The sequence below is a fragment of the Roseixanthobacter psychrophilus genome, from assembly GCF_043195195.1.
Classification (GTDB): Bacteria; Pseudomonadota; Alphaproteobacteria; order Rhizobiales; family Xanthobacteraceae; genus NCEH01.
In genome coordinates, this window is record NZ_JBAFWT010000009.1 from 72,870 (window position 1) to 98,726 (window position 25,857).

At 64.3% G+C, this 25,857-nt stretch carries 34 protein-coding genes and 1 tRNA gene; 10 read left to right on the forward strand and 25 right to left on the reverse strand.

Annotation, left to right across the window (positions count from 1 at the left end):
* Window positions 1-49 precede the first annotated feature (49 nt).
* Window positions 50-877, reverse strand: a complete 828-nt coding sequence (locus V5F77_RS10930; RefSeq protein WP_429005379.1) for a HugZ family pyridoxamine 5'-phosphate oxidase — start codon at window positions 875-877, stop codon at window positions 50-52.
* Between the two features lie 127 nt (window positions 878-1,004).
* On the opposite strand from V5F77_RS10930, the gene V5F77_RS10935 reads away from it, so the two are divergent.
* From V5F77_RS10935 to V5F77_RS10965, 7 genes are all read left to right on the forward strand, one after another.
* A complete protein-coding gene (locus V5F77_RS10935; RefSeq protein WP_348846619.1) occupies window positions 1,005-1,706 on the forward strand; it encodes a response regulator transcription factor in 702 nt (233 codons plus the stop codon).
* Window positions 1,707-1,812: 106 nt separating this feature from the next.
* The gene (locus V5F77_RS10940; RefSeq protein ID WP_429005460.1) at window positions 1,813-3,618 is read left to right on the forward strand and encodes a stimulus-sensing domain-containing protein; all 1,806 of its coding nucleotides are present in this window, start codon (window positions 1,813-1,815) and stop codon (window positions 3,616-3,618) included.
* 17 nt (window positions 3,619-3,635) lie between these two features.
* A complete protein-coding gene (locus tag V5F77_RS10945; protein WP_429005380.1) occupies window positions 3,636-4,091 on the forward strand; it encodes an HPr kinase/phosphorylase in 456 nt (151 codons plus the stop codon).
* Window positions 4,092-4,206: 115 nt separating this feature from the next.
* Window positions 4,207-4,608 carry a PTS sugar transporter subunit IIA gene (locus V5F77_RS10950; RefSeq protein WP_429005381.1) on the forward strand — a complete coding sequence of 134 codons (402 nt, stop codon included), beginning with the start codon at window positions 4,207-4,209 and terminating at the stop codon, window positions 4,606-4,608.
* A gap of 124 nt (window positions 4,609-4,732) precedes the next feature.
* The gene (locus tag V5F77_RS10955; RefSeq protein ID WP_429005461.1) at window positions 4,733-4,999 is read left to right on the forward strand and encodes an HPr family phosphocarrier protein; all 267 of its coding nucleotides are present in this window, start codon (window positions 4,733-4,735) and stop codon (window positions 4,997-4,999) included.
* Window positions 5,000-5,115: 116 nt separating this feature from the next.
* Window positions 5,116-6,600: a sensor histidine kinase gene (locus V5F77_RS10960; protein ID WP_429005382.1), complete on the forward strand. Its 1,485-nt coding sequence runs from the start codon at window positions 5,116-5,118 to the stop codon at window positions 6,598-6,600.
* 208 nt (window positions 6,601-6,808) lie between these two features.
* Window positions 6,809-6,885, forward strand: a tRNA-Arg gene (locus V5F77_RS10965).
* Between the two features lie 24 nt (window positions 6,886-6,909).
* On the opposite strand, the gene V5F77_RS10970 is transcribed toward V5F77_RS10965, so the two are convergent.
* The 3 genes from V5F77_RS10970 to V5F77_RS10980 form a co-directional block, all read right to left on the reverse strand.
* Window positions 6,910-8,049 carry a tyrosine-type recombinase/integrase gene (locus tag V5F77_RS10970; protein ID WP_429005383.1) on the reverse strand — a complete coding sequence of 380 codons (1,140 nt, stop codon included), beginning with the start codon at window positions 8,047-8,049 and terminating at the stop codon, window positions 6,910-6,912.
* A complete protein-coding gene (locus V5F77_RS10975; protein WP_429005384.1) occupies window positions 8,036-8,296 on the reverse strand; it encodes a hypothetical protein in 261 nt (86 codons plus the stop codon). The genes V5F77_RS10970 and V5F77_RS10975 overlap by 14 nt, the downstream gene beginning before the upstream one ends.
* A 136-nt stretch (window positions 8,297-8,432) precedes the next feature.
* Window positions 8,433-8,558, reverse strand: a complete 126-nt coding sequence (locus tag V5F77_RS10980; protein ID WP_429005385.1) for a hypothetical protein — start codon at window positions 8,556-8,558, stop codon at window positions 8,433-8,435.
* Between the two features lie 169 nt (window positions 8,559-8,727).
* Between V5F77_RS10980 and V5F77_RS10985 the strand changes: the two genes are divergently transcribed.
* A complete protein-coding gene (locus V5F77_RS10985) occupies window positions 8,728-9,156 on the forward strand; it encodes a helix-turn-helix domain-containing protein (RefSeq protein ID WP_429005386.1) in 429 nt (142 codons plus the stop codon).
* A gap of 43 nt (window positions 9,157-9,199) precedes the next feature.
* Window positions 9,200-9,535, forward strand: a complete 336-nt coding sequence (locus V5F77_RS10990; protein WP_429005387.1) for a DUF4429 domain-containing protein — start codon at window positions 9,200-9,202, stop codon at window positions 9,533-9,535.
* Here V5F77_RS10990 and V5F77_RS10995 read toward each other — a convergent pair whose 3' ends face one another.
* The 21 genes from V5F77_RS10995 to V5F77_RS11095 all read right to left on the reverse strand — a co-directional run bounded on the left by V5F77_RS10995 (window position 9,536) and on the right by V5F77_RS11095 (window position 24,361).
* The gene (locus V5F77_RS10995) at window positions 9,536-9,769 is read right to left on the reverse strand and encodes a Rha family transcriptional regulator (protein WP_429005388.1); all 234 of its coding nucleotides are present in this window, start codon (window positions 9,767-9,769) and stop codon (window positions 9,536-9,538) included.
* A gap of 760 nt (window positions 9,770-10,529) precedes the next feature.
* Entirely contained in the window at window positions 10,530-10,964 is a 435-nt protein-coding gene (locus V5F77_RS11000) for a hypothetical protein (protein ID WP_429005389.1), read from the reverse strand.
* A 34-nt stretch (window positions 10,965-10,998) separates the two neighbouring features.
* The gene (locus V5F77_RS11005; protein WP_429005390.1) at window positions 10,999-13,035 is read right to left on the reverse strand and encodes a tape measure protein; all 2,037 of its coding nucleotides are present in this window, start codon (window positions 13,033-13,035) and stop codon (window positions 10,999-11,001) included.
* 1 nt (window position 13,036) lies between these two features.
* Window positions 13,037-14,665: a terminase large subunit gene (locus V5F77_RS11010; RefSeq protein ID WP_429005462.1), complete on the reverse strand. Its 1,629-nt coding sequence runs from the start codon at window positions 14,663-14,665 to the stop codon at window positions 13,037-13,039.
* A complete protein-coding gene (locus V5F77_RS11015; RefSeq protein WP_429005391.1) occupies window positions 14,628-15,050 on the reverse strand; it encodes a phage terminase small subunit P27 family in 423 nt (140 codons plus the stop codon). Before V5F77_RS11015 ends, V5F77_RS11010 begins: the two co-directional genes overlap by 38 nt.
* A 103-nt stretch (window positions 15,051-15,153) precedes the next feature.
* Window positions 15,154-15,483 carry a head-tail adaptor protein gene (locus V5F77_RS11020; protein WP_429005392.1) on the reverse strand — a complete coding sequence of 110 codons (330 nt, stop codon included), beginning with the start codon at window positions 15,481-15,483 and terminating at the stop codon, window positions 15,154-15,156.
* Complete coding sequence (locus tag V5F77_RS11025; RefSeq protein ID WP_429005393.1) at window positions 15,480-15,887, reverse strand: DUF3168 domain-containing protein; 408 nt, start codon at window positions 15,885-15,887, stop codon at window positions 15,480-15,482. Before V5F77_RS11025 ends, V5F77_RS11020 begins: the two co-directional genes overlap by 4 nt.
* A complete protein-coding gene (locus V5F77_RS11030) occupies window positions 15,884-16,129 on the reverse strand; it encodes a hypothetical protein (protein WP_429005394.1) in 246 nt (81 codons plus the stop codon). The genes V5F77_RS11025 and V5F77_RS11030 overlap by 4 nt, the downstream gene beginning before the upstream one ends.
* Window positions 16,126-16,461 (reverse strand): hypothetical protein, encoded by a 336-nt coding sequence (locus V5F77_RS11035; protein ID WP_429005395.1) that lies wholly within the window; start codon window positions 16,459-16,461, stop codon window positions 16,126-16,128. The genes V5F77_RS11030 and V5F77_RS11035 overlap by 4 nt, the downstream gene beginning before the upstream one ends.
* A complete protein-coding gene (locus V5F77_RS11040) occupies window positions 16,461-16,928 on the reverse strand; it encodes an iron ABC transporter substrate-binding protein (protein ID WP_429005396.1) in 468 nt (155 codons plus the stop codon). The genes V5F77_RS11035 and V5F77_RS11040 overlap by 1 nt, the downstream gene beginning before the upstream one ends.
* Window positions 16,929-16,931: 3 nt before the next feature.
* The gene (locus tag V5F77_RS11045) at window positions 16,932-17,360 is read right to left on the reverse strand and encodes an HK97-gp10 family putative phage morphogenesis protein (protein ID WP_429005397.1); all 429 of its coding nucleotides are present in this window, start codon (window positions 17,358-17,360) and stop codon (window positions 16,932-16,934) included.
* A gap of 1 nt (window position 17,361) precedes the next feature.
* The gene (locus V5F77_RS11050; RefSeq protein WP_429005398.1) at window positions 17,362-17,676 is read right to left on the reverse strand and encodes a head-tail connector protein; all 315 of its coding nucleotides are present in this window, start codon (window positions 17,674-17,676) and stop codon (window positions 17,362-17,364) included.
* Window positions 17,669-18,001: an HNH endonuclease signature motif containing protein gene (locus tag V5F77_RS11055; RefSeq protein WP_429005399.1), complete on the reverse strand. Its 333-nt coding sequence runs from the start codon at window positions 17,999-18,001 to the stop codon at window positions 17,669-17,671. The genes V5F77_RS11050 and V5F77_RS11055 overlap by 8 nt, the downstream gene beginning before the upstream one ends.
* Window positions 18,002-18,217: 216 nt before the next feature.
* Complete coding sequence (locus V5F77_RS11060) at window positions 18,218-18,646, reverse strand: hypothetical protein (RefSeq protein WP_429005400.1); 429 nt, start codon at window positions 18,644-18,646, stop codon at window positions 18,218-18,220.
* 12 nt (window positions 18,647-18,658) lie between these two features.
* Window positions 18,659-19,819 carry a phage major capsid protein gene (locus tag V5F77_RS11065; protein ID WP_429005401.1) on the reverse strand — a complete coding sequence of 387 codons (1,161 nt, stop codon included), beginning with the start codon at window positions 19,817-19,819 and terminating at the stop codon, window positions 18,659-18,661.
* 2 nt (window positions 19,820-19,821) lie between these two features.
* The gene (locus V5F77_RS11070) at window positions 19,822-20,322 is read right to left on the reverse strand and encodes an HK97 family phage prohead protease (RefSeq protein ID WP_429005402.1); all 501 of its coding nucleotides are present in this window, start codon (window positions 20,320-20,322) and stop codon (window positions 19,822-19,824) included.
* Complete coding sequence (locus V5F77_RS11075; RefSeq protein ID WP_429005403.1) at window positions 20,322-21,509, reverse strand: phage portal protein; 1,188 nt, start codon at window positions 21,507-21,509, stop codon at window positions 20,322-20,324. Before V5F77_RS11075 ends, V5F77_RS11070 begins: the two co-directional genes overlap by 1 nt.
* An 83-nt stretch (window positions 21,510-21,592) precedes the next feature.
* On the reverse strand, window positions 21,593-21,826 hold the full coding sequence (locus V5F77_RS11080) for a DNA-binding protein (protein ID WP_429005404.1): 234 nt from the start codon (window positions 21,824-21,826) through the stop codon (window positions 21,593-21,595).
* 66 nt (window positions 21,827-21,892) lie between these two features.
* Window positions 21,893-22,102: a hypothetical protein gene (locus V5F77_RS11085; protein ID WP_429005405.1), complete on the reverse strand. Its 210-nt coding sequence runs from the start codon at window positions 22,100-22,102 to the stop codon at window positions 21,893-21,895.
* 49 nt (window positions 22,103-22,151) lie between these two features.
* Window positions 22,152-22,535 carry a hypothetical protein gene (locus tag V5F77_RS11090; protein ID WP_429005406.1) on the reverse strand — a complete coding sequence of 128 codons (384 nt, stop codon included), beginning with the start codon at window positions 22,533-22,535 and terminating at the stop codon, window positions 22,152-22,154.
* Window positions 22,536-23,356: 821 nt separating this feature from the next.
* On the reverse strand, window positions 23,357-24,361 hold the full coding sequence (locus tag V5F77_RS11095) for a LysR family transcriptional regulator (protein WP_429005407.1): 1,005 nt from the start codon (window positions 24,359-24,361) through the stop codon (window positions 23,357-23,359).
* A 172-nt stretch (window positions 24,362-24,533) separates the two neighbouring features.
* Here V5F77_RS11095 and V5F77_RS11100 point away from each other — a divergent pair, with 172 nt between their 5' ends.
* Complete coding sequence (locus V5F77_RS11100; protein WP_429005408.1) at window positions 24,534-25,766, forward strand: CaiB/BaiF CoA transferase family protein; 1,233 nt, start codon at window positions 24,534-24,536, stop codon at window positions 25,764-25,766.
* The last annotated feature ends 91 nt before the right edge of the window (window positions 25,767-25,857 follow it).

Sequence of the window (25,857 nt, forward strand, 5' to 3'; positions counted from 1 at the left end):
CCCTTGGTGTGAACCAAATTCAGTTGTGATTAAAACGATTAAATGGATTTTAAGTTTCACTGCGGGCTCGCTCTACGAGGTGAACGAGCACTTGCCGCACTGCAACAACACTTGTGACGCGCGCGGGAAATTCCAAGCGGCGCACTTGTGCGCCGCACGTCAGGTCGCATCCTAGGGGATCGAGCGAAAGCAGGGTCCAATCGCCCTGCGGCGCACCCAGCAGAGCGTGGGCGTACAAGGCGTTGGCATCCCTGTGATCGGCATTCATATGGGCGATGATGCCGGCCTGTGCCTCCCGCACCGGCTCGGCGCCGGTCCAGTCGGTGGTCACGCTGGCGCCGGGCAAGGTAACGATGCGGCCGAAGCCCTGCACCAGATGCGCCTCCTCGACCGCGACCCGGTAGAAGACGAAATCGGCGAAATCCGCATAGCCCTCCGCGCTCGCGTGGCGAGCCAGGAAGCGGATGCGCGCGTCGTCCGCGTCGGCGGGGTGGATGCGGCCCAGCAGGCTTGCGCGCGGCGCATTCAAGGGATCGGCGCCGGCCGGCGCCGTCACCAGAAGCGAAACCCGGCCATCGGCCAGAAAATTGCGGGTATGCCGGGCCAGCTTCGAGAGCAGGAGCACCGGCTCGCCCGCTTGGTCGAGCGCCATGGCCACCAGGGAGGCATAGGGCGCGCCGCCCTGCTCGACCGTGGCCAGCGCGGCAAAACCCGCCTCGTGCATCAGGACCCGCACGGCGCGCGCCCCCTGTTCCCTGTCCGTGTCCATTGTCGGTACCCGCTGGCTGGTGCGCTTCGACCCCATGTTCCGGTGCCTTTGGTCGAGGTCAAGTCCGGGGCATTGCGGCACGTGCCGCACCGCGGCGATGCGATCCATTTGGAATTTCCACGTTTTCCCGCTATTTTAGCGGCAGATTCTGACACAGTGTCACATTTCGGCCACGGGAAACGGGTTCACCCCGAGACGGTCGCGCAACGGCCCACCGGACCTTGAAAGAGGTGTCATGCCCACTATTGCCCTCGTCGACGACGATCGTAACATTCTCACCTCGGTCTCTATCGCTCTGGAAGCGGAGGGATACCGGATCGAGACCTATACCGACGGGGCTTCCGCGCTCGACGGCTTCAAGACCTCGCCGCCCGATCTCGCCATCCTCGACATCAAGATGCCGCGCATGGACGGCATGGAATTGCTGCGCCGCCTGCGCCAGAAGACCGACATGCCGGTGATCTTCCTCACCTCCAAGGATGAGGAGATCGACGAATTGTTCGGCCTCAAGATGGGCGCCGACGATTTCATCAAGAAGCCGTTCTCCCAGCGCCTGCTGGTTGAACGCGTGAAGGCCGTGCTGCGCCGCGTCGGCGCCAAGGACGGCACCGTCCCGCGCGAGACCGACAGCGCCAAGGTGCTGGAGCGCGGCCTGCTGCGCATGGATCCCGAGCGCCACACCTGCACCTGGAAGGGCGAGCCGGTCACCCTCACCGTGACCGAATTCCTGATCCTCCAGGCGCTGGCCCAGCGCCCCGGGGTGGTGAAGAGCCGCAACGCCTTGATGGATGCGGCCTATGACGACCAAGTCTATGTGGACGATCGCACCATCGACAGCCACATCAAGCGCCTGCGCAAGAAGTTCAAATCCGCCGACGACAATTTCGAGATGATCGAAACCCTGTACGGCGTCGGCTATCGGTTCAAGGAAAGCTGAGGTCGGGCGCCGCCCGACGCCCAGTGCCATGAGCATATTCCGGAAGCGGACGACGGCATCGAAGGCCGCGCAGCCCTCGCTCCACCTCGATGAGGTGGACGAGGAGATGCGCGTCTACGAGCCGCGCGGCCGCTCCCATGGCGATGAGAGGGGTATCGACGGTCGCGCGATCGATGCCCCATCCAAACCGCGCAGCTTGCTGGCGCAATTGCAGCGGCTGCCGCGCTTCGTCGCCTTCAAGAGCTTCTCCAGCCTCACCCGGCGCATCGTCCTGCTCAATCTCGCGGGGCTGTGCGCGCTGGTCTCCGGCATCCTCTATCTCTCCGAATTCCGCGCCGGACTGATCGATGCCCGCGTGCAGAGCCTGCTGGTGCAGGGCGAGATCATCGCCGGCGCCATCGCCGCCTCGGCGCAGGTCGAAACCAACGCCATCACCATCGACCCCGAGCGGCTGCTGGAACTCCAGGCCGGGGAGAGCTACGGCCCCTCGGAAGAGGGGTTCGCGCCGCTGGAATTCCCCATCAATCCGGAGCGGGTGGCGCCGGTGCTGCGCCGCCTCGTAGGCCCGACCCGCACCCGCGCGCGCATCTACGACCGCGAAGGGGTGATGCTGCTGGACACCCGCTCGCTCTATTCCAAGGGCGAGATCCTGCGCTTCGACCTGCCGCCGCCCACCGAGCCGCGCCCCGGCCTGCTGGAGCGCACCTGGCGCAGCCTGCAGAGTTGGGCCGGACGCGGCGACCTGCCGCTCTACAAGGAGCTCGGTCCGCAGAGCGGCAAGGATTATCCCGAAGTCGCCTCTGCCGCCCTGGGCCAGAAGTCGAGCGAAGTGCGGGTGGACGAGCGGGGCCGCGTCGTGGTGTCGGTGGCGGTGCCGATCCAGCGCTTCCGCGCCATCCTGGGGGAGCTTCTGCTCTCCACCCAGGGCGGGGAGATCGACGAGGCGGTGGAGGCGGAACGCTTCGTCATCGTACGGGTGTTCCTGGTGGCAGCCGCCGTCATGGTGCTGCTCTCGGTTCTGCTGGCCGGCACCATCGCCGATCCGGTGCGCAAGCTGGCCGACGCCGCCGAGCGGGTGCGCCGCCGAATCAAGACGCGGGTGGAAATTCCCGATTTCACCTCCCGCTCGGACGAAATCGGCCACCTTTCCGGGGCGCTGCGCGACATGACGAGCGCGCTCTACAATCGGATCGAGGCGATCGAGAGCTTCGCCGCGGATGTCGCGCACGAATTGAAGAACCCCCTCACCTCCCTGCGCTCGGCGGTGGAGACCCTGCCGCTCGCCCGCAACGAGACTTCCCGCAACCGCCTGCTGGAGGTGATCCAGCACGATGTGAAGCGGCTCGATCGCCTGATCTCCGACATTTCCGACGCCAGCCGCCTGGATGCAGAATTGCAGCGCCAGGAAGCCGTGACCGTGGATCTCAAGCAATTGCTGGAGATGGTGGTGGGCATGGCGCAGGACGTGCGCAAGAAGGACGACGGCGTAAAAGTGGCGCTGAAGTTCGAGCGCATGCCGGGGGCGCCCGCCGACTTCGACCTGGTGGGCCATGCCTCGCGGCTCGGGCAGGTGGTGGACAATCTGGTCTCGAACGCCCGCTCCTTCTCGCCGGCGGGCGGCACCGTGACGGTCACCTGCCGCCGCCTCAAGGAGGGAGCTGAGATCATCGTCGACGACCAAGGGCCGGGCATCCGCCCCGACGCGCTGGCCCGGATCTTCGAGCGCTTCTATACCGACCGGCCGGACCATGGCTTCGGCCAGAATTCCGGCCTCGGCCTCTCCATCTCGCGCCAGATCGTGGAAGCCCACGGTGGGCGAATCTGGGCCGAGAACCGCGTCGCGCCAGCCAAGGACGGGGGCGAGGAAACGATTACCGGCGCCCGCTTCTTCGTGCGCTTGCCCAACGGCTGAGAGGGGGCGGCGCGCGCATGAGCCAGCCCCCAGGCACACAACCCAGCATCCATGCCAGTTGCGTGCGCATCGGCGATTGGGGCGTGTTGATCCGCGGCCCCTCGGGCAGCGGAAAGTCCACCCTTGCCCTGCGCCTGATCCTCGATCCGCCCCGCGCCCTGCCTCCGGCGCAATTGGTGGCGGACGACCGGGTTCTGCTCAGCGCCGATGCCGACGGTGTCACAGCCGCTGCTCCGCCTGCGCTTGCCGGCCTCATCGAGGTGCGGCAACTGGGCATCCGCCGCCTGCCCCACATTGATGCAGCGCGGCTGCATCTGATTGTGGACCTCGGATGCGCAGACATTCCCCGCATGCCCACTGGTGCACAATTGACCACGCTCCTATTGGGCCACAGCGTGCCCCGACTTGCATTTTCGCAAGATAGTGACGGAGCTTTAATGATCGCGGCGGCATTATTGACGGCCTCTCACTGATTCGCCCTGTGCTTTTGTGCGATGCACCCCTTGCGTAATTTTTGAGCCGCTCTGAATATGACCACCCCGCAACGCGGGAGGCCTCCATCGTTTGGATGGTGGAGGCGGAGGCAACATGATCGGTCTCGTACTCGTCACACATGGCCGCCTGGCCACGGAATTCTGCTCCGCCTTGGAGCACGTCATGGGCCCGCAAGCCCAGATCGCAGCCGTTACCATTGGTCCCGACGACGACATGGAGCGCAGGCGCCACGACATTATCGACGCCGTGGATCGGGTTCAGTCGGGACAGGGCGTGGTGATCCTCACCGACATGTTCGGCGGCACGCCCTCCAATCTCGCCATTTCGGTGATGAACGCCCCCGACGTGGAAGTCGTCGCCGGCATCAACCTGCCGATGCTGGTCAAGCTCGCCAAGGTGCGCGGCGACCTGCCGCTCTCCGAGGCCGTGGACGTGGCCCAGGAAGCGGGCCGCAAATACATCAACATCGCGAGCCGCGTCCTTGCCGGGAAATAGTCAGGCCCCAGGCCTCGCAGACGGGGCCAACGCCCTTGGTTCCAACACGTCCGGCGCCGGTGCGACGGGGCACAGCCATGCCGACGTCAGCGAGGCCTGTGGAGCACCGCAGCACCCCGGCGCCCTGGTCCGGGTCCTTCCCATCATCAACAAGCGCGGCCTGCATGCGCGCGCCTCCGCCAAATTCGTGCAGACCGTGGAACGCTTCACGGCCACGGTCACGGTCTGCCGCAACGGCGAGGCGGTGGCCGGTAATTCCATCATGGGACTCATGATGCTCGCCGCCGCGCCGGGGACCACCGTTACGGTAACGGCGTATGGTGACGATGCGGAAGCGGTGCTGCGCACCCTGGAAGAACTTGTGGCCGATCGCTTCGGAGAGGGCGAATAAGCCGGGAAAGCACCGACTGCCCCTTTCAATCGCCCTTCGAAGGGCACATTTGCGTGACCAGGAATAACATTTGCTGGCGCGTCGCCTAAGCGTGCCGCGGCCTTCGTCTGTCGAGTATGTTCACACACAGCACCGCGCCCCAGGAAACCGAGCAGCGCACACCCGCAAGGCGGGTGCGCTTCGGCTTGTCCGGCAAGCTGCTGGTGCTGACCCTGGCCTTCGTCACCGCGGCGGAACTGGCCATCTTCGTTCCCTCCATGGCAAATTTCCGCATTTCCTGGTTGTCCGACCGAGTGGCGGCCGCGCGCACCGCGGCGCTGGTGCTTGATGCGGCGCCGGAGGAAACCATTCCACCCGACCTCACGCGGCAGCTGCTGGCCAATGTCGGCGCCCAATTGGTGGTGGTGAAGGCGCAGGACACGCGCCGCCTGCTCGCCATCTCCGACATGCCGCCGACCATCGACCAGCACATCGACATGCGCGACATTCCGCTCTGGCGAGCGGTGTGGGATGCATTCGGCACGCTGCTCGCCTCGCACGAGCGGACCCTGCGCGTGGTGGCCGACGCGCCGCGGGGGGAGGATTTCCTTGAAATCGTGCTCTCGGAAGCGCCGCTGCAGCGCGCCATGTGGCACTTCGCCACCACCATGCTGGCGATTTCGCTGCTGATCTCCGGGATCGCCGGCGCGCTGGTCTATATCAGCCTGCATCTGTTGTTCGTGCGCCCCATGCGCCGGCTGACGGAGCGCATGAGCGCCTATCGCGAGGCGCCCGAGGATGCCTCGCGCATCATCACGCCCAGCGGCCGGGGCGATGAGATCGGCATTGCCGAGGACGCGCTCGCGGAATTGCAGCGCGAATTGTCCCATACGCTCACGCAGAAGAGCCGGCTGGCGGCGCTGGGCCTCGCGGTGTCCAAGATCAATCACGATTTGCGCAACCTGCTCGCCTCGGCACAGCTGATCTCGGACCGACTGCTCACCTTGCCCGATCCCGCAGTGCAGCGCTTCGCGCCCAAGCTGGTGGCGGCGCTGGACCGGGCGATCGCCTATTGCGAGCAGACCTTGTCCTACGGCCGCGCCCAGGAGCCCCTGCCCGACCGCCGCAACGTGGACCTCGGCGCCCTGTTCGACGAGGTGCGCGACATGCTGGGGCTGCATCCCGACGCCGAGGGGGATGTGGAATGGGTGGTCACCCTCGAGCACCCGCTGACCGCAGACGCCGACCCGGACCAGTTGTTCCGCGTCATCCTCAATGTCTCGCGCAATGCACTGCAAGCCCTGGAAGCCCGCAAGCCGCGGCCCGCGAGCGGGGACCAGATCCGCATCGCGGCGCGGCGCGACGATCACCGGGTGGAGATTGAGATTTCCGATACCGGCCCCGGCATTCCCCCGGCTCGGCGCGACCGCCTGTTCTCAGCCTTCCAGGCCTCGGCCCGGGCGGGCGGCACCGGTCTCGGCCTGCCCATCGCCGAGGAACTGGTTCGCGCCCATGGCGGGGACATCCGCCTCCTGGACCGTCCCGGCGGCGCGACCTTCCTGATCACCATTCCCGACCGGGCGCCGGAGGCGCGCGTGCGCACGCAGCGGCTGCGCGCCTGAGGGTCCTCCACGCGCGGAGAACTTTGCGTCGGGCCTGGACCTGGCATCACCGGCAAATATCCACAGGACGGAATTTGGCGCGGCGCACTTTGCCCTTGCCCAGGGAAATGAAAAGCGGTAGTTCACACCTCCTCGCAAGCGGGTCGCCGCTGCGAGCCCTTGGGGTCCCGGCCCCAAGCACGATCCTCGGATCGGCAAGGGAAAAAATGCGCCCGTAGCTCAGCTGGATAGAGCACCAGACTACGAATCTGGGGGTCAGGAGTTCGAATCTCTTCGGGCGCGCCATTTTCCTTACTGATTTCCATGCGGTTATCCCTTTCTGGCGCGAGGCGCAGGGGCAACGGTTTGCAGTTGGTTTGCAAACTTTGTTCTGGGTGAGTTCTCGAAATTGAAGATCGCCTGTTCGGCGAGTCCCCTCGTCCGGGCAAGGTAGCGTTCCAGAATCACGTGAACCGTCTTCACCGAGTGGCCCGTGATCGGGGCGATCTGCTGCGGGGTGCACCCTGCCTCCGACAGCATGGTGACGGCCGTTCCGCGGAGATCGTGGAAGTGGAGCGACACCGGCTCGTCGAGGCCCGGCAGTTTCACGGCATCGAGGCCTGCTGCCTTAGTCGCCTCTTCCCACTGGCGAGCGAAGTAGCGCTTCTGTAGGGCCCGGCCGGTCTTCGTGGAGAGGATTAGGAGCGATTTGCGCTCCATGCCATCGAGCATCCGTCGGAGGGCCGACGTGCACGGGATGTACGTCGGGGGCGCCTGATTTCCATTGCGCCGCCTCTTGCCCTGTCGGAGCGTGATCTCAGTCCCGTCATAAGCTGACCACGGCATCCGGAGGATGTCCCCCTGACGCTGCCCGGTGTGCAAGGCGATGATCAACGCTCGCTGCATCTCGATCGGCGCGACCTTCCAGAAGGCTTCAATATGCTCGGGGAACCAGATGATCTCAGACCGGTCGGAGTGGTAGAGCCGCTTGAACCCCTTCAGGTAGTTCACCGTGAGGGTGCCTCGATCCACTGCCCAGGTGAGCATTGCCGAGATGGCGGAGAGCCTGTTGTCTGCCTCCCGCTGGCCCGAGGCCTTGGCGATCTTCTCGCGCCAGTCCAGGAAGTCTTTTCGCACCCGCGGATCGCTGAGAGCCGCGAGGGGCATGCCGCCGAACTCCGGCTCCGCCTTCGTGAGCATCCGCTTGTATTCGGTGCGGGTAGAGGCGGCGAGCTTCTGCTCGAACTCGATTGAGCCGGTGTAGCTGCGAATCAGGGCGTTGAAGGTCTCGCCGGAATGCCGGGCCTTTACCGTGGCCTCAGCCTTCGCATAGCTGATGATGAACTCGGGGGAGCCTGGATCGCCCTCAAGGCGCAGGCCGGTCGCGCGGTGATAGTGATAGGTCGCGGTGCTGCCGTCCGCGAGCAGCTTCTTGACCTTGTTGATCCCGGTAAGCCTAACGCGCGTCACGGCCCTTCCTCCACGCATCCAGCGGGTTATGCGCCTCGCTATCGGTCATGATGCCACTGAGCTTGTTGGCCGCCTCATCCAGGAGGTAGCGGTCGATCTTGCGGCCCGGGAGCGTCGGGCCGGGATAGGTCCCCTTGGCGCGCTCTCGATCGTAGGTAGCCTTGCAGACGCCAACGTATGCCGCGGCGGCCTCACGGGTCAGGCCCCGAGGAGGAAGTCCGGGCGGGAGCGCCTCGTAGCGTGCCATGGCTGCATCCGCCCGGCGGCTAACCACCTCGGGTTCTCATGCTTTGAGCACGCATTTCAGCAAGCCTGCGGGAGATTGCTCCTTCAGCGTCGCGTGCTCCCATTGACGCGTATGACACAGGGCGCGCCACCGGCGGTCAACTCCCCACACTGATGGTGGATCGCTGCTCGAACGAAGCGATGCCGGCGGCGATGAGGGCGCGAATGCAAGCCGTGCGGGTGTTGAAGCGCCGTGCGAATCGCACATCATCAATGGCATCCACCTCTTCTCGCGTCAGCGGCAGCTGAATGCGCGTTGTGGAAGCGTTCGCTGTGTCAGACCGCTGATCCATCGCTTGCTCATCTTATCCTTGTCGAATATGCGTAATGTGCAATGGGTACACCTAAGATGTCAACACCTGAGGTGTAACGAATGCACTTAATGAGGCATGTATGATCACCTCAGACCAAATTCGCGCTGCGCGCGCCCTCGTTAGGCTGGATCAGGCAGAGCTCGCGGCCGCCGCCGGTGTGTCGGTGGAAACGATAAAGCGCATCGAACGGTCAGACGGCAGCGCGAATGCGCAACATGCAACGCTCCAGAGCATTCAGCGTGCACTTGAACTGAAGGGTGCCTTATTCCTGTCCGCCTCCGAAGAAGCGCCAGGTGGACCCGGGGTCCGCATGGCATTAGATCCCGATAAATTATTGAAGATTGAGCTGATAAATTCTGCCCGCTCAAGCGCTGAGGCTTCACTTGAGGCCGCGTTAATGAAGCAAAAACGGGGTTCATCTCTTGATAAAGAACAGCTCATTCAAGATATTTCCTCTTCCTTTACGTTTCTACTAAGGAAGGATCTTGAAAGACTTTTCACTCGGTGAGAGCAGTATTGCAAGTCAAGGCGCAAGGGGGGGGGGGCGTGACATGAGCAGTGTGCAGGGTAAAAATGGTAAAATATCATTCGATGGGAAGTTGATAATCATCACGAAAGCCGGTGGCGGATTGGGAACATTTATTAACCAAGGTATACAAGGTGATAGGTACATCCTTGCTCTTGCTATCACTGCCGTGGAATTCCGAGATGCAGGCCGTGGAAGTAACGGATTTATTGCATTCGATTTTCCTGGAAAAAATCCGCCGCGCGCAGGGGTCTTCGATGCAATGGCTGATGAAAATGCTGTCGTCTTCACGGCCGATCAGCGCCAAGACTTCTTAAGTCTCCGAGATGAGATCATCGCCTTTATCGTAGGGGCGAGCTAATCACGAAGCCCATGGCCAGGAGGTAAACCCGTCGCGGTCCATGTCGAAGCAGCGAAGCCTACGACCTGACGCATCGACATATTCACTCAGCTCAAAATTGAGCGCAGCAGGCGGCGCTTGAATGATTAGGGTGTCGATGTCCCGAAGAACATTCCGATGCTGCTTCCCGAAGGCCCCCGCGATGTCTCGGCTATTGGCAAAGACGGCGCCGTCGCGGACGAACACCACCGGCACCGAAGCCTCCACCGGCAGTGCCGTAGATCCCTGCGCCTCCAGCTTCGCCGCAGGCCGTGTCACCGCTTCGATCCGCCGGCGGAGTTGGGCGGCGACGTTGCTCGCGCACCGGTGTTTGGAAGAGCGTAAGACCCCTGCGCAAAACTGCGCATGGCCTCCGGAGCCTGCATCAGCAAGGCGTCGATTGCTTTGAGAACGTTACACCGGATCGCAGCGGAAGGCGGCTTTCCGCTCCTTCATGAGTCGATACTTCCGGACCTCGCAGCACCTGTTGGAGCAATAGACCGCGCTCCCTGAGCGATTGGGATCGATGGGGCCGCTGCACTCAGCACAGACGCGACCCTGGCGGGTTAAGCGTCTGGCATCTTTCCTTCTCTCCCAGGCGGCCGCTTGCCTGCAGCCGGGGGAGCAATAGACCATCTGCAAGGTGGTGGCACCGCTGATTCCCTCACCGCATTGCCGACATGGCCGATCCGGGCGCCCGTCGGTGGCGCGCAGGTGTCTCCGCATTCCCGAGGCGAGGCGTCGGCATCTATCGGAGCAATACGTCGCCCTACCATCCCTGTGCGAGCCCATGGAGCGCCCGCAGCGTGGGCACCGACGCTTGACCTGCTCTTCCATCCTGGCCAAGCGCTCGAAAGGGTAGTTGGCGACGTGGTGTGCCCGCCGGCGACAGCGGCGAGAGCAAAATCGCTGCCCTGCTCTCCTGAAGTCGGACAGCGGAACCCCACAGCACTCGCAATGATCTCCCGGGAGATCATCAAGCTGCATCTTCAAGCTCCGCTACCGCCCTGGCCTCCTTATCCTTGAACATCCGGTAGATCCGGCCATTGTGGTTGGTGCAGCAGATGGTGCCGCAGAACTTCCAATGTCCCTCAGGCAGGAGCGAGTTGCAGTTGATGCAATAGAACCGCTCCACCATGATCACGCCTTCCTGAGTGAATTCTGGCTGACCGGCCTTCCACGTCGGGCGCTCCGCCCCGACGCGATGAAGGGCCCGGTCGACCACGTCCTCTGCAGCAAGGTCGGCGTCCCGCCATGCCCATCCCCGGAGGCAGAGGCGCCGGCGGAGCCAATGGCGGATGGCGGCCTCCAGGGCGAAAGGGGTAGGCTCAACCCGCAGCATGAGGGACGCAGCCGCATCGATCAGCCGGGACCGGTACGCGGACTTGAGCTTGCGACTTGGCCGCCTCATCGGAACGCGACCCTGCCAGTGAGCATAGGTATCGTCACCAGCCCACTCCCGCCGTCCGGTTTAGGTTGTATTGCCGTTCAATGCTTTTCGCGACGGGCCCGCCGGTCTTGATGCTGCCGACGATGGCCGCCTCGACCTGCTTCATGACAACCTTCACGTCGAACCCGCCGGCTCCGTTGGTCTGGGTGGAAACTGCGGCTTCGGCCGGCTGTCCGTGGTTTTCAACGATCACGCTGATGTTCGGAGCGCTTTGAGCCGCCGGCCGCGCTGCGGACATGCGCATATCGACGGGGATCCGACGCCCGTCAGGCAACGGAACCGCCGCCTCGGGTCCGGCCTCGCCGAAGATGGAAGGCCGTCGGGCGACACCGCCGCCGGCGAACTTCGGCATCGCTGAGAACAGGGAGCCGATTAGCCCGCCCGCCTTGCCCCCCGACGCCGCGGCACCGAACATGCCGCCGAAGGGACCATCGCCCAACAGCGCCGCCTGAAGCACCAGCTCCGCCATGCGCTTCGTGACGTTGGCGAGCGAATCCCCCCAGCTCTCGGTCCCATCGATCAGGCCGGAGATGGCGCCGCCGGCGATGCTCCCCAGTTCCTGCTGCAGCTGGTTCACCCGCTGCTGACTTTCGGCCGTCCGCTCCAGCTGCTCCGATGCCCGGCCAAAAGCTTCGGCTTCCTGCTCGATCTGGGCTCGCAGCTGCGGGGTGATGTCCAAGCCTTCCTTCTTCGCGGCCGTAAGAAGGCTGAGCGTTGCCCGGGCCTTGTCCGTTTCGAAGGTGCCCTTGCCCATCATCTCGGCTTCCAGGCGCAGCGCCTCGGTGTGCTTGTTCACCGCAGCCACTTCCCGGTCGTAGTCGCTGACCTTGTCGGTGGAGCCCTTCTTCTCCTTCCCGCCCATCACCGGATAGTCAGCTGCCTTGATCGTTATCTTTGCTGGCGTCGCGCCAGTGCTTGCAAGGTCCACCACATCGAACCCAGCGCCAAGCTGGGTCCCTTGGCCATTCTTCAGGGCGGCAAGCCCCTGCTCCCGGTCCGGCGGCAACAGGCCATTGCGCGCCGCCTCAGCTGCGGAAAAGTCCACGCCGATGAGCGGGCCGATCTTCTGCCAGAAGGGCGAGTTACCGACGCTGTTGAGCCAACGCTGGAGATCCCCGAGCTTATCGACGGCAGCATTCACAGCGGTCGGGATCGCCTCGATCGCAGTCGCGACGGATTTCATGTTCTCGACGGCGTTCGCCGAGGCGCCTGAGGTCTTGTCGAGTTCGCCCACGGCCTTCGTGATGGCGTTGGACACGCGCGTGAAGCCCTGGGCAATCGTCTCTGTGGCGCTTTCAGCCTGCTCCCTCAGCCCTTCGGCACCGGCCTGGAAGCCTTTGAAGAAGGCAACGTTGGAAATCTTCCCGTCGGTGACCAGAGCCTTTAGCTTGGAGACGCTGCCGCCGGCTTCCTCGATCCCGTTCGCCACAGCCTGGAGGATCGGCCGGGCGCCTTCGTTCACGCTGTTGAACTCTTCCGCCTGTACGCGGGCGCTGCCGAGGAGCTGCGAGAGCTGGAGAAGCGCACCGCTGGCCTCAGCAGGCGACGTACCAGCGACGCGAAGCGCGACGGCCACGTCTTCGGAAAACTGCACCAGATCCTGCCGCGTTGCGCCAAGCTCCTTGGCCGATTGCGCCGCCCGCCCGTAAAGCGTGGTCAGCGCCTCGATCGGCGCGCCCTGCCGCTGGGCAGCGTCGAAAAGCTGGCCCATGACGGTGGTCAGCTCGGTCCCGGAGAGGCCAGCGACCTTCAGCGAGTTGTTTGCCCGCGTCCAGGAGTCGGCGAACGCGATCACCTCGCGCGCGCCAAGGCCGATTCCGCCAAGGGCCAGAAGCTTCGTCCCGAGGCTCATGGCGTTCGTCTCGACGGCTTTGAAGGTGCTGGCGAGCTTGCTCGCCGATGTCTGAGCGCGTTTCTCGATCGCGCCGAAATTATCGTTGGCGCTCTTCTTCGCCTTGGCCAGGTTCTTTTCAAAATCCTTTATTCTGGCTTCAAGAGCGACGACAAGGCGTTCTTCTGCTGCTGCTGCCATTTTACATCACCATGAGTTCGGGCGACCACTGGTCGCTCTCGTAAATGGACGGCGCTTCGCCGGCGGCCGCACGCGACACGGCCATCCAGGCCGCGAAGGCGCCGTCGATGCGATCGCGGCTCTTGCCTTTATGCATGGTGCGATTGCCGGCTGGGTCGGTGTGGATCGCTACGTTCTCGAAGCACCAGCGCAGCACCGGATGGCCACCATGGCGGAACCGACGAGAGATGATGGCGCGCTCCAGTTCGTTGAGCGCCGGTGACTGGGTCACCCAACCGAGCTGCAGCGTCACCACTGGCAAACCGTCATCGTTCAGCGGGCCCATCACGGGCTGCGCATAAGCCTTGTCGAAGGCGATTTCCTGCACGCTGAAGCGGTCGCAGAGCGACCGAAGGAGGGCTTCCACGGCCCGGTAATCGATGACGTTGCCGGGCGTCGCGCTGATGAAGCCTCCCTCCGCCCAACGCGGATACGGAACGCCATCGCGCTCCGCCCGGGCTCGGAGGTTATCCCGAGGGCAGAAGAACCAGGGGTGAACGATGTAGCCGTCCCCACCATCCCGCCAGCACGCAACGACGGCTGTGAGATCGGTGGTCACAGACATGTCCACGCCGATCCAGCAGGGCTCACCTTCGAGGGCGGAGAGGTCCACCGGGCCGGTATTGGCATCATAGATGCCCATGTCCACGAAAGGCGACGTTGAGCGATCCAGGCGGATGCCGAGGAAGAACTGCTGGAAAGCCTCCCGGTCCGCCGGCCGCTCCCTTGCCTCCCGCGCGAGTTGGCGCAGGCTGGCGAGGTCCGGATAGCCATGATCGAGGCCAGGCAGCACTGATCGCCAGACCGCCTCATCGGTCCAATCGCAATCTCGCGGGGCCTCAAAAATCACGGACAGGAAGGTCGGGTCGACGATCTCACCGGCCTGCACTTTCTTGGCATATTCATAGACCGAAAAATCGGGGCTCTCGGTGCCCCGGCCAGCGGTCGTGGCGATGACGACAAGCGAGCCGGGAACCTTGCTTGCGCCCATGCGGATCGCCTGCCAGAGGTCGCCTTTCCTGTGAGCCCAGAGCTCATCCACCAAGACGAACATCGGCGTTCTCGCATGCGCCCTTGAGCCATCCGACGCGAGCGCCTCGAAGAACGATCCGGATTTCGGATGCGTCAGCCTGTTCTTGCTGTCCACAGGCCGCGCCGCGCCGGCGAGCTGCGGAATCTCCTCGACGATGGCCATAGCCTCCTCGAAGGCAACCCGGGCCTGTGCCTTGTCGGCGGCCACGACGAAGTTCTGGCCACGCGGGACGCGCTCCGGCCCGTAGGTGTGCAGGAGGGCGAGCGCGGCCGCGAGGGACGTCTTCCGGCTTCCCTTTCCCACTTGCAGGTAGACGGTGCGAACCAGCCGCTGCCCGCCGAGGCCTTCAGGCCCATAGATGCGCCGTACCAGGCGCTCGAACGGCGGATCGAGCTGGAAGCTTTTCGTGGGTAAGCGAGATTTGGGATGCTTGAGGCTGCGGAGAAAGCGCACCGCGCGGTCGCCGCGCCCGGATGGATCGGCGATGTCCGACGCATCCCACAGCCACGCCAAGGCCGGATCAGAAATCCCATTCGCGGGTCGGGTCTGCGTCGGCATCCGCCTTGCTCTCCTGCTCCCTAATGCCAGGCCGCGATCGCGACGAGGGCGTGATGCCGAGTTCGTCGGCGAGGCGTGCAATCGTTTCGTGTGCGCTCTTCAGCATGGCGCCGGCGGGGTGTGGCTTCGGCACCCCGGAGGTGCCGCGGACCACGGGCCCATCGTCGGCCAGAGATTTCCGACACTCCCTCGCCAGCCACACCGCGCCGACATAGGTCTCCAGGACGGTCAACATGGACGTAGTGAGCAGCCCGCGGCCGGTGAGGTCCGCGGCGATGGTGCGCCACACCTCTTCCATCCCGGGAGAGATCGTCGCCGGCACCGGGGGCGCGCGTTTCAAGCCTCCGTCGATCGTCTTGAGGGTCGGGCGCACGCCGCGGGTCATTGGTCATCGTCTCTGCACATTGATGCTGAATTGGGAGATATCGCGCGCGACTGTCCCTTGCCGGTCCCGAGGCCACGGGCCAAAGTGGGAGACCACCCCCCGGTCAGGCCATGCCATTGGCGTTCCTCGCGACCGTGCGGATGTCGAGGCCCTTGCGTCGCCCGATCTCCTTGAGCTCCTTGATGTCGTGGGCGATGCCATCGCAGAGCACCCGGTCCCGAACGGTAAGGCCATCCAGCCACCGCGTGCGGAAGATCACCGCGGCCTCGCCCTGCAGGCCGGCACCCTGGAGGAACTCCGTGGTGCTGGCTTGGATCTTGGCGGCGCGCAGGGTGGCGATGGTGGCATAGGTCTGCGTGATCTGGCCAAGCTCGTCGCGAACCTCGCTCGCGCGCTGCACGATGATGACGCGATCAAGCGAGCCCGCCCTCACGAGGCCACCTCAATGAGGCTGTCCACCGTGACGATGCCGTGCGCCGTCTCGCCATCAGGATCGCGAAGGAAGCGAGCATCGGCGACCACGGTCGATATGGCCTGGTGCTCGCCATTGAGCTGAAGCTGCTCATGCTCGATCGCTGCGAAGATGGCCCCGCCGATGGCTCGGGCTTGCGGCATGGACTGCGTCCAGATGTGCAGGGTGGCATAGACCCGCCGGTGGCGGCCGGCGACGGTGATCGGCTCGCGCACCACCTGCCCCTCGCCCACCAGGATGGAGGGAAAGCGCTGGGGCAGGCCGTGGCCATCGATCATGGCAGCAGCCGGCACAAGGGACGTCACATCCGGGGTTGCAGCGAGGCGGGCGAGCAAGGCCTTCTGCAGGGCGAGGTCCGGACTCATGGCGTTTCCCTTTTGACCTTGGTTGTCCCGACGTGCGCCATGACCGCCTTGAGCTTCTTTCCGAGCGGGATGGCGCCCTCCGGCTTCTCAGATCCGCCAAAGATGGCTCGCAGCATGTCGGTGCGGGCGGCAAAGGCCATTTCGAGCTGCGGGATGGGTGTGGCCAGAACGATGGCGGGAGGCCATCCGAGCCAGCCGGTGCCGATCTTGAAGAGCCACTCGTAGAATTCGGCGTGGCTCACGCGGCGAAAGGGCCGGCCGACGGATCCACCTCGTCGATCTTCGGGGCTTTCCCGCCGTTGGCGAGGCGGATCACGAACTTGATGAGGTCGGGAACCATCTCGACCATCCCGGTCGCAAAGACCTCTTCCGCCGTCTGATTGCGCTGGGCGTCGGTCCGGCCGAGGCCGAAATGCACCACATCGATGCAGGCCTGAAGGTCGTACGACTCCAGCTTTGCCAGCAGGCTGCCGAAGCTCTGATGCATCCGATTGAGGGTCATCGCCGCCCCCAGCGAGGGCACCAGCGTCACCGCCTCGCCCTGAAGGGCGATCTCAACATGCCCGTCGAGCATTATGCAGCCTCCGCCGTCTCTTCGAGAATGTCGGAGTTGATGGCGAGGGCGAAAGTAATGCTGGTGACGTCATCGGCGCCGCTGAAGCTCAGCTTCGCCGACATGGCCAGAACCTTCATATAGAAGGTGGTCGGCGTACCGCCGATGGGCGCGTCGTCAGCGACGATCTTGAGGTTGTAGGCATCGGCTGTTTTTTCGGCCGCGATCAGCGCCTGTTGTCCCGCGTCCAGGGGATCACGGTAACAGACGAGGTTGAGCAGGCCGGCATCGCGCGTGCCTTTCAAGCGCCGCTTGCGCGCATCGCCGACGGCCGTGACTTCGATCTCGGCTGCTTCATCACCGAATTCTCCGAGATCTTGTACCTCCTTGATCTCGACATAGGTGTCCGCCTCGTAGGCTGCGATGTTCGCAGCCGCGGCGGTGGTGCCGATGTAGATTTTGGCACCGGCGGTGGCGGTGATTCCCATAGTCTAAACTCCGTTCTTCGCGCCCTTGCGGACGGCTTTGCTGATGGCACGTTTGATGGATGCTAGGGCCTTCTTCCGCTCCAGGCGGAATGCGGGCCAGAAGAAGGGTTGCGCTTGCGTTTTCTTGGTTCCGAACTCGACCAGGTGCGGATAGCGCACCTTGGAATTGCCGGCCGTGATGGCGACCTGATTTTCCGGAACCACATGCTGACCGCCCGGCTGGCTGTAAGGCGGCGTGCTCTGTCCCCCCGGCGTGACGGCGATGGAATCGATAAGGTCGCCACTATCGCGCGACGGCTCGGCAAGCTGGCGCATGGTGTCCGCCATGCGGTCGCCCGCCTTCAGCAGCGCCGGCTGCACCTCGGCAATCGCGGCCTTAGTGGCACCGTCCAGCATGCGGTTGACGCGCGTGAGTTGGTTCGAGCGGGCCATGTCAGAATTCCCACTGCCGATAGGGGCCGACGAGCGCGAAGAAGCCGAGCGGCGTCTCGTTCAGCGCCTGTGGGGTGGTGGCCTCCGGGTTTTCATAGAGGTGGCCGGCATACATCTTGAGCGCTTCCTTGAGCGCGTCGGGCACAGCATCGGCGGTCTCGAAGCCGTCCAGCGGCCCGACATAGCCCTCAACGAAATCGCGCGCCGCTTCGAGCTTGTCGAAGAGCTTGCGATCGTCTTCGTCCAAGGTGACGTTCAGGGCGTCCTTCAGGTCGGCGAGCGGCACAATATCGGTGGTTCGCAGCAGGTCAGCCATGACGCTTCTCCTGGCTCTGCTTCCAGCGATTGTGGCAGGGACCGCAGAGTGGCTGCCAATTGCTGCGGTTCCAGAACAGCTTCATGTCGCCGCGATGGGCCACCTTGTGGTCGACCACGGTGGCGGGGGCGGAACACCGCGCGCATTTGGGGTGCGCCTCGAGGTAGGCGGCGCGCTCCAGGTCCCACTTGCTGTCATAGCCGCGCTCGCGTGCTGACGGGCGGCGCGCATCAGCCTGGGCCTTGCGCTTGGCCTCGCAAGGGCAGCGCTCGCCGCTGGCGATCTTGTAGCCGCAACCGCAAATCCGAGGGGCACGCGTGGGCATGGTCGGTTCAATCCTTCGGGGTTGGAAGGGAGGGGCCAGCGCACGGCGTGACCCCTCCAGGTGAGCCCTTGGCCGGCAAGGTGCCCGGCTGGTGCTCGCGACCTCGTCCGCCTTGACCCCTCCAAATGACGGCTTTCGCCAGGGCGCCAGGGAGGCGGACTTCTCGATGTTGGACGGGCCGCTACGCGTCCTCAGGAAATGGCGCCCTCAACTCGATCAGGCGACCGGACGGGTGCGCGCGTGGCCCTTGACCACCAGCGCGCTCAAGGCGGTGCCGGTGCCGTGGGTGCCGCCGAAGTCCGCCAGAAGCTTCAGGAACCGCTTGTTCCCGATGTAGCCGAGCCGGTGGACGGTGGAGGCCGCGTGCGCCGTCTTGAACGCCTGGACGATGCCGCTGCTCACGCCCGTGACGCCGATCAGATCGGCATCGGTGACGGCCACATAGGAGGCGTCATCGTCGGAATGCGTGAGCACGAATTCCAGCTTGTTCGTGCCGGTGAAGGTGATGCCGCCGGCGCCGACGTGGATGACGATCTCCGCGGCGTCGAAGCCGAGAAGGTCGATGGCCGCCGGCGTGTTATCTGCGGCATAGACGTCGGGCGGAATCGCTTCCACGACGCCGAGGTTATTGTGCAGGTCGCGCATGTTTTGGGTTCCTCAGCTCACAGCCATCTTGAGCTTGCGCAGCGCCTTCGGCTGCACCACGCCCGCGCCGACGCGGCGGGTGGCGTGAATGCGGGTGATGCCGTTGGTGGCGAGCAAGTAGGGGTTCACCAGGATCGACAGGGCCACGCGGTCCACGATCCGATAGGCGGTGGCGAAGTCCCCGAACAGGATGGGGAAGGTGCCGGACACCACGTCGGGCATGTCCACCGCTTCCACCACCGGCCGGCCGAGGATGGTCTCGGGCTGGCCTGCCTGGAACGACGGTTGCCAGAGGTAATTGCCCTGCCCATCCTTCAGCTTGCGGATGGTGGCGAGGGTGGTGCCGTTGAGCAGCCAAGAGCCACGATTCCGATAGGCGGCGGGAAGCGCGTACATCAGGTTGATGAGCGCATCGGTGGAAAGGTTCGTGGCATGGCCGTTGGCTAGATCCAGCACGTCCGGATCGGTGAGGATGCCCATGGGCTCCAAAACGCCGCCACCCTTCACGAAGGAGGCGCCTTCCTTCTGTCCGAAGTCCTCAGCCAGTGCGAGGCGCACTTCCGCCTCGGCCGCGCCCGCGCTGTCGGCGAGGAGCTGATTGGAGATGTCCACGAAGGTGTTCACCTCGCGCATCGGGATTTCAAGCTGACCGAAGCCCGGCTCGGAGCCCTCCTGCGCCTGCGCCTCGCCCTTCCACTTGGCATTCGTGATGCCGGTGCGCTTAGGATAGGTGACGGAAGGCGAGCCGGTCGTGCGGACACTGGCGATGGCGCGGATGGGCGAGAACTCCACGATGTCGCGGATCATCTCCGTGGACATCTCGGCCGGCGCCAGATAGCCGCCGCCGGGATCGCTGGAGACGGTGAGCGTCTTCAGTTCGACTTCCGGGGTGCCCTGCTCGCCACGCCGCAGATAGGTCGCGAACGCCTTGCGCTCTTCGCTCGGCTCCTTCGAATCGTCGCTGCCGGCGCCGGGGCGGTTCAGCTTGGCCTCGATCTTGTCGAGACGGGTGGTGAGCTGTTCGGTGCCGCCGGCTTTCGCCTCCACCTTGTCGAGACGACCGACCACTTCGCCCTTGAAGGCCTCCAGGGCCTGGATGACGACGGCGGCGGGATCATCGCCTTCGCCCTTGAATTCGATGGCGCCAAGCGGCGCCTGCGCAACGTGAAGCATGTTCACCTCTTGGAAAGCGCCATGGCGGCGCGGTTGATGGCCTCGGCAATGGCGAGGGCATGGGTCGCAGTCTTGGCACTCGTCACGCGGGCGCCGGGGTGCATGGGGATGGTGACCAGCGAAACTTCGAGAAGGTCGAGGGCCAGGATGGTGCGGCCGCCCTTGCGTGGCGCGGCCTTGCGGGTGACGAAGCCGATGGAGAGGCCGCCCACGGCGCCGGAACGCACCAGGGCGCGGACCTCGCGGGCGCGGGCCACGTCATCCACCAGGAGCCGCCCCTTCAGCCGCAGGCCATCGGTGGCCTCAGCCGCTTCGGTCCAGGCGCCAACGGGGTCGCTCGGGTCATGGCCGAACAGCATGGGGAGGGGCAGGCGCGCGTCTGCGAAGGCGCCCTTCTCGATCATATCGCCGACGCGATCCGGCGCGCCGAAGGGCCAGGCCAGACCTTCGATGGCGCCGGCATCGTCCACCAGAATCTTGGTTTCGAGGAAGAGATGTTCCATCACGCGGCCTGCTGCTGGTCGGGGCCGGGCGAAGCGGCGGAGCTGGTGGTGTTGGGATTTTCGAAGCGCTCGCCGCCGGCATAGGGCGGGCGGTTCTCCATCGCGCGCGCCTCGTTCGGGTTGAGCACGCGGGAGGCAATGAGCTTCTGATAGGCGTCGGCGCGGCTCGCAAGATCCGCGCGCAACAGATCGTCGACCAGGAATTCGGCGAGGTATTCGCCGCGCTCTTCCGGGGTGAAGCAGGCGCGGCGGATGGCGCCGGTCCACACCTCCAGCCAGGGCAGGAGGGAATAGGTCAGGAATTCCTGTCCCATGTCGCCGACATTCGACCAGGTGGCGCGGCCAAGCTCATAGAGCATGTGCGGCGGGACGCGGAAGGCGCGCGCGACCTCAAGAATCTGAAACTGCCGCAGCTCCAGATATTGAGCGTCCACGCTGGTGAGCGTGAGCTGCGTGTAAGTCGCCTCGTTGCCGACGATGGCGGTGCCGCCGGACTTGCCCGGGCCGTGGGCCAGGAGCCAAGCTTCGCGGATCTTCCTGATTGTTTCCGGGTCGGCCCTGTCTTTCAAGGACAGGATACCGCTCGGGCGGGCACCGTTGCCGAAAAGGCGAGCGCCGTGTTGCTCCATCACAAGAGCAAAGCCGATGGCCTCGCGCGCGGTGGTGAGCGGCGCCACACCACCAGGCGACCGAATGTGAAGCACGTTCGCACGCGCCAGCGGCGCGCCACCGAGGCGATAAGTCGGCTCGCCCGTGTCAGCATAATCCACGGATACCTTGGCGGGATCGAGCCGCAGGATCTCCACCGGTCGGCCCGCGACGCGGTTCACGAAGGCGATGCCGCCCTTGTCGTGGGCAAGAGCATCGATGGTGAGCTGAAGCTTCAGGTCGTAGGCGGACTGCCAGTCGTTGGCATCATCGTGGAGGAGCCCATAGGCCGGATGATCGCCCGCACGTTCCTTCGAACCATCCGTACCGCGCCGGTAAACGATGATCGGCAGTGTCGCCACAGCCTCGGAGATGATGCGGATGGCGCAGGCGGTCGCTGGGTGACGCATGGCCGTGCTGGTTGAAACCGAAACGCCCGCCGCGGTGGGCTGGGAGCCGAACAGCTCAAGCAGCACCGCGTCAGGCGAAGCTAGAGACTTTTTGGTAAAGCCGAGGTAGGAGGCGATCTGATCCAGCATGCCAGAATGTATGCTGGCGTCGGACTCGGAGTGTAAAGAGCGAGTCCCGAATGCTCTTGGGCTTTCTCGGATATTCTAAGTTTCTAGACGCGGGAGTTCTTCTGCTCCTGCGCCTTAATCCAGTCCAGAAGAACAGATTTGCGTGCACAGAGCATGCTTCCAAGACGGAAAAACGGGATGCGCTGAATGGCAACGAGATAATAGACTTTGCTAGCGGGTACGTCCAAGAATTCGGCTATCGCATGGGCGCCCATCAGCACGTCACCCGCAAGCGCTGGTGATTTGGTGGGTTGGCCACGGTACGCTGCGTCAGTCATGTGTTGGCTCCAGGGGATGCGGAGTTGCCGACGGCGGCGCGCCAGCAACTCCTGCTCAAGACCCAGTTAGCTCGCGTCGAGCTTCTCACGGAATGCGATCGAGTCTTTGACGGCCCGGATCGCATTCCCGAACAGAACGATACGGTGCAGATCTTGATCTGCATAGCCATCGTTGAGCTTGAAAGCAAGATCGTCGATGATCTGGATTTGCTTGTGCTCGAGCGCATCAACAAATGCGTTTAATTCTTCTATTTCATCTTTATATTTTCTGGTCATTTCCGTTCTCCATATTTTGTGAGTCCAGCCCACCTTGTCGCCGGAATTGTCAGGACGCCATGTACAGTCTGCAGGATGGATCGGTTCGCTCACCCCACTGTGCGGCCCGGTGCACCGTCAGGACCCGATCCGCCGGAAAGCGCAGGATCGCATCGTGGCCGACCGGCGGGTTGATCTGCTCGAGGACAAGCTCCTTGGAGGTTTTCGAGATGAATTTTTTGACGTAGGTGAGGATCGAGTCGCCCTCTCCAAGGAGACGGACCACCACCAAATTTCCTGTTTCGACTTCTGCAGAACGATCGCGAACCCAAACGAACTCTCCAAGTTCAACCTTCGGATCCATGGTGTGCGTCACCATCTCGACTTCGTAGGATTCTTTCATCACGTGGTCATATTGAAAGCCAAACCAGCGCTTTTCGGTCTTGTTGAGCATCTGATGTTCCTTTGTCTGTTTGTGGGTGATTCTGTTGATTCTAATCATCCGCACTCTTGCTGTGGTCAGGCTGTTGGTGAGGAAAGCAGAGCGGACACACTTCGCCCGTCGTGGACAAAGTGTGTCGCGAAACAGGCTGTCGGAGCCGGTCCTTCGCTTCCACAGCGGATCCGTGAGTTCCTGTCGGGGGGCCGGGGTCAGGCTGTCGGCCCACTCACGTCTTCATCCTGGCGGCGGGGGCAGCGCAGCCGATCCGCCGACCGCGCGCCCCGTGCTGGCGCAACTGCCCAGCGTCCTGCCCGCAGCGTGCCGGCCCCATTCCAAGGCCAACTCGACACTGCGAAGCTTCATTTTGCCGGTGCCCTCCGGCTTGTTCCACGCGGGTCATGTTCCCCGAGATCGTCCCTATAAGCGGGCTGGCTATATCAGCCCGCGAGCGTCGTCATGGGGACCAGCCAGCGGCGCCCGAGCGCCATTGGCCGGTGCGCACGCTGATGCCCGCGGGATCCGCGTTCTCCTTCATTCTGAGGAGACGGTCCGCAGCATCAGGCGCGCGTCACCTCCTTCCGGAAGAGAGCCTGGGCATCGAAAGAGTTTGCAAATGGGGTGCTAAGCCATTGACCGTTGATAGGGTGATCTGGGGCCGGTTTGTAAAAATAACGAGGCGCGGTATATTTCGCGGTCAGCCTACGAATCTGGGGGTCAGGAGTTCGAATCTCTTCGGGCGCGCCATTTTTTCTAGGGGTTAGCGGTAGATCAGGGAAAGATGTTCCCCATCTCGCGCCCATCGTCTCCCTCTCGATCCAGCCCCATCTGACTGTTCAGGCGCGCGCGGCGCGTACCGGGGACGCCGGGCCGGCCATCATGCGGGCGCTGTGCCATTGGCCGGTTTCGATCAGCCCGGCCGCGATCTGCCGCACCAGATCCTTCACGCAAAGCGCCGCATAGCTCGGAGGCCGCGAGGCGGTATGGCAGATGGCGAGGCGACGGTTCATCGTCGCCTCCTCGAAGCTGGTGCAAATGGTGCGGGTCCGGCCCAGCGCGCTGATCCAGCCGGCGGGAAGAATGGCGGCGCCAATGCCTGCCTCCACGCATTGGGGGATCATGCTGAAGGTCTCGATCTCGCGCACGGCCCCCAGCCTCAGGGCGCGGCGGGCGAAGCGCTCCTCCACCATGGTCCGCAGTTGTCCCTTCGCCAGGATCAGCGGCCGGTCGACCACGTCTTCGAGCCGGACGGCTTCGGTCGGCGATGCCGCGCCTTGGCTGGAGCGCACCAGCAGGAACTCTTCCTCCACCAAGTCATGGGCGTGGATGGCGGGATTGAGATTGCCTTCGCGGACCATGATGCCCACGTCGATGGAATTCGACATGAGATGCACGGCGATGCTGCAACTGTGCGCCTCCACGATCTGAAGCTCGATCGCCGGAAACCGGACCAGGGTCTCGCGCAGCAGCGGCGCGGCGAGGATGAGATTGACGCTGTAGGGAATGCCGATCGTGACGCTGCCGGTGGGCTCCTCCAGGGAGCCCTGGATCTCGGAGCGGGCCATCTCCAATTGATGGAACACGATCTTGCAGTGCGCATAGAGCTTCTCGCCCGCGCGCGTGGGGCGCACGCCCTTGGAGGACCGCTCCAGCAGCGACGTGCGCAGGTCGAATTCCAGGCATCGGATGCTCTTGCTCAAGGCAGGCTGGGCGACGCGCAATTCCGCCGACGCCCGCGAGATGCTGCCCAGTTCGACGATGCGCGCGAAATAATGAAGCTTCCGCAGGTCGAACCTTTCGCTTCTGAAGGCGACCACGGATGGCCGGAACGAAGCATTCATCTTGGGGTCCTCCTCCAACCATACCGGGGGGATATATGCGGTAGGCCCGAACGTTATTTTTGGTCGTGCGCGCCAGCACATAGGGAAGCACGCGTGGACGGCCCCCTCCGCCGGGCCGGGGGCGCGAACCTGCACCCATCCGTGCGGCAAACAGACAAGAAGGACGGGACGAATGCCTGAGGCGCGCGAAAACACCTTCTGCGATAGCGAGAGCCCCGCAAGCGCAGGCGAGCCGCGTGGGCCACTCTCCGGCATCCGGGTTCTGGACCTCACAAGCTATCTCGCCGGCCCCTTTGGCTGCACCTTGCTCGCGGACCTCGGTGCGGACGTGATCAAGGTCGAGGCGCCCAGCGGCGACATGATGCGCAGCTATCCCTCGACGCTGCCCGATGAAAGCCGCTCCTTCGTGGGCGCGAACCGCTGCAAGCGCGGCATCGTCATCGACCTGAAGAAGGACGAGGGGCTCGAGACCTTCCTCGATCTGGTGCGCACCGCCGACGTGGTGGTGCACAATTTCCGGCCCTCCGTGCCGCCGCGCCTGAAGATCGACTACGACCGCCTGAAGGTCCTCAATCCGCGCCTCATCTATTGCGCCATCACCGGCTTCGGCGACCATGGCCCGATGGCCAACAATGCCGGCTTCGACCAGGTGCTCCAGTGCCTGACCGGCCTCTGCACCTTCCAGGGCGGGCCGGACAGGGAACCGGAAATCGTGCTGGGCTCGGTGGTGGATTACTACACCTCCGCCCTGGTGGCGTTCGGCATCTCCTCCGCCTTGTTCCAGCGCGAGCGCGACGGGCAGGGCCAATATATCGGCTCCTCGCTCCTGCGCAGCGCCATCACCATGCAGTCGGCCCGCTTCGTGTGGGCGGAAGGCGAGGACCGCGCGGTCAATCGCGACATCCGCCTCGCGCCGCTCACGGGCATCCATCCCACCAAGGCGGGGTATCTCTACATCTCCTCCCATTCCAAGCACTTCTGGGATGCGCTGTGTGACATGCTGGAGATGCAGGACTTCAAGGACGATCCGCGCATGGCGACCATGGCGAGCCGGATCGCCCATGTGGACGTGATCCTCCCGCGCCTGCATGCCGCCTTGCGCAAGCACACGGCCGTGGAATGGGCGCAGATTTTCGGCGAGAAGGTGCCCAATGCCCCGGTGCAGCCCATCGAGGACCTGTTCGACCATCCCCAGGTGCTGGCGCAGGATCTGGTGACCACCTACGCGCATCCGGTGATCGGCACCTATCGGGGCATGACCAAGCCGCTGCACTTCTCCCGCACGCCGGGCCCGGCGCCCTTCGCGGCGCCCGTCATGGGCCAGCATACCGACGCGATCCTGCAGCAATGCGGCTATAGCGCGGAGCGGATTCGCGGCCTGAAGGCGAGCGCGGCGGTGCGCTGAGCCTGCGCGTGCCTTCGTGCGCGGCGGGCAAAGGGACATCCCTGCGACCTCGATGGTGGGTGCGGGCCGATCACGCGGCGCGCACCCTTGG

Bases quoted from the DNA above. Each gene is read 5' to 3' on its own strand.
- V5F77_RS10950 (WP_429005381.1), top strand. From the start codon at position 4,207: ATGATCGGTCTCGTACTCGTCACACATGGCCGCCTGGCCACGGAATTC.
- V5F77_RS10940 (WP_429005460.1), top strand. From the start codon at position 1,813: ATGCGCGTCTACGAGCCGCGCGGCCGCTCCCATGGCGATGAGAGGGGT.
- V5F77_RS11015 (WP_429005391.1), bottom strand. From the start codon at position 15,050: ATGACCCGCGGCGTGCGCCCGACCCTCAAGACGATCGACGGAGGCTTG.
- V5F77_RS10935 (WP_348846619.1), top strand. From the start codon at position 1,005: ATGCCCACTATTGCCCTCGTCGACGACGATCGTAACATTCTCACCTCG.
- V5F77_RS11095 (WP_429005407.1), bottom strand. From the start codon at position 24,361: ATGAATGCTTCGTTCCGGCCATCCGTGGTCGCCTTCAGAAGCGAAAGG.
- V5F77_RS10985 (WP_429005386.1), top strand. From the start codon at position 8,728: ATGATCACCTCAGACCAAATTCGCGCTGCGCGCGCCCTCGTTAGGCTG.
- V5F77_RS11090 (WP_429005406.1), bottom strand. From the start codon at position 22,535: ATGCTCAACAAGACCGAAAAGCGCTGGTTTGGCTTTCAATATGACCAC.
- V5F77_RS11000 (WP_429005389.1), bottom strand. From the start codon at position 10,964: ATGAGGCGGCCAAGTCGCAAGCTCAAGTCCGCGTACCGGTCCCGGCTG.
- V5F77_RS11075 (WP_429005403.1), bottom strand. From the start codon at position 21,509: ATGCTGGATCAGATCGCCTCCTACCTCGGCTTTACCAAAAAGTCTCTA.
- V5F77_RS11065 (WP_429005401.1), bottom strand. From the start codon at position 19,819: ATGCTTCACGTTGCGCAGGCGCCGCTTGGCGCCATCGAATTCAAGGGC.
- V5F77_RS11010 (WP_429005462.1), bottom strand. From the start codon at position 14,665: ATGCCGACGCAGACCCGACCCGCGAATGGGATTTCTGATCCGGCCTTG.
- V5F77_RS11050 (WP_429005398.1), bottom strand. From the start codon at position 17,676: ATGGCTGACCTGCTGCGAACCACCGATATTGTGCCGCTCGCCGACCTG.
- V5F77_RS11070 (WP_429005402.1), bottom strand. From the start codon at position 20,322: ATGGAACATCTCTTCCTCGAAACCAAGATTCTGGTGGACGATGCCGGC.
- V5F77_RS11040 (WP_429005396.1), bottom strand. From the start codon at position 16,928: ATGGGAATCACCGCCACCGCCGGTGCCAAAATCTACATCGGCACCACC.
- V5F77_RS11060 (WP_429005400.1), bottom strand. From the start codon at position 18,646: ATGCGCGACCTGCACAATAACCTCGGCGTCGTGGAAGCGATTCCGCCC.
- V5F77_RS11025 (WP_429005393.1), bottom strand. From the start codon at position 15,887: ATGAGTCCGGACCTCGCCCTGCAGAAGGCCTTGCTCGCCCGCCTCGCT.
- V5F77_RS11035 (WP_429005395.1), bottom strand. From the start codon at position 16,461: ATGCTCGACGGGCATGTTGAGATCGCCCTTCAGGGCGAGGCGGTGACG.
- V5F77_RS11080 (WP_429005404.1), bottom strand. From the start codon at position 21,826: ATGACTGACGCAGCGTACCGTGGCCAACCCACCAAATCACCAGCGCTT.
- V5F77_RS11045 (WP_429005397.1), bottom strand. From the start codon at position 17,360: ATGGCCCGCTCGAACCAACTCACGCGCGTCAACCGCATGCTGGACGGT.
- V5F77_RS11100 (WP_429005408.1), top strand. From the start codon at position 24,534: ATGCCTGAGGCGCGCGAAAACACCTTCTGCGATAGCGAGAGCCCCGCA.
- V5F77_RS10930 (WP_429005379.1), bottom strand. From the start codon at position 877: ATGGATCGCATCGCCGCGGTGCGGCACGTGCCGCAATGCCCCGGACTT.
- V5F77_RS10960 (WP_429005382.1), top strand. From the start codon at position 5,116: ATGTTCACACACAGCACCGCGCCCCAGGAAACCGAGCAGCGCACACCC.
- V5F77_RS11055 (WP_429005399.1), bottom strand. From the start codon at position 18,001: ATGCCCACGCGTGCCCCTCGGATTTGCGGTTGCGGCTACAAGATCGCC.
- V5F77_RS10975 (WP_429005384.1), bottom strand. From the start codon at position 8,296: ATGGCACGCTACGAGGCGCTCCCGCCCGGACTTCCTCCTCGGGGCCTG.
- V5F77_RS11085 (WP_429005405.1), bottom strand. From the start codon at position 22,102: ATGACCAGAAAATATAAAGATGAAATAGAAGAATTAAACGCATTTGTT.
- V5F77_RS10990 (WP_429005387.1), top strand. From the start codon at position 9,200: ATGAGCAGTGTGCAGGGTAAAAATGGTAAAATATCATTCGATGGGAAG.
- V5F77_RS10945 (WP_429005380.1), top strand. From the start codon at position 3,636: ATGAGCCAGCCCCCAGGCACACAACCCAGCATCCATGCCAGTTGCGTG.
- V5F77_RS11005 (WP_429005390.1), bottom strand. From the start codon at position 13,035: ATGGCAGCAGCAGCAGAAGAACGCCTTGTCGTCGCTCTTGAAGCCAGA.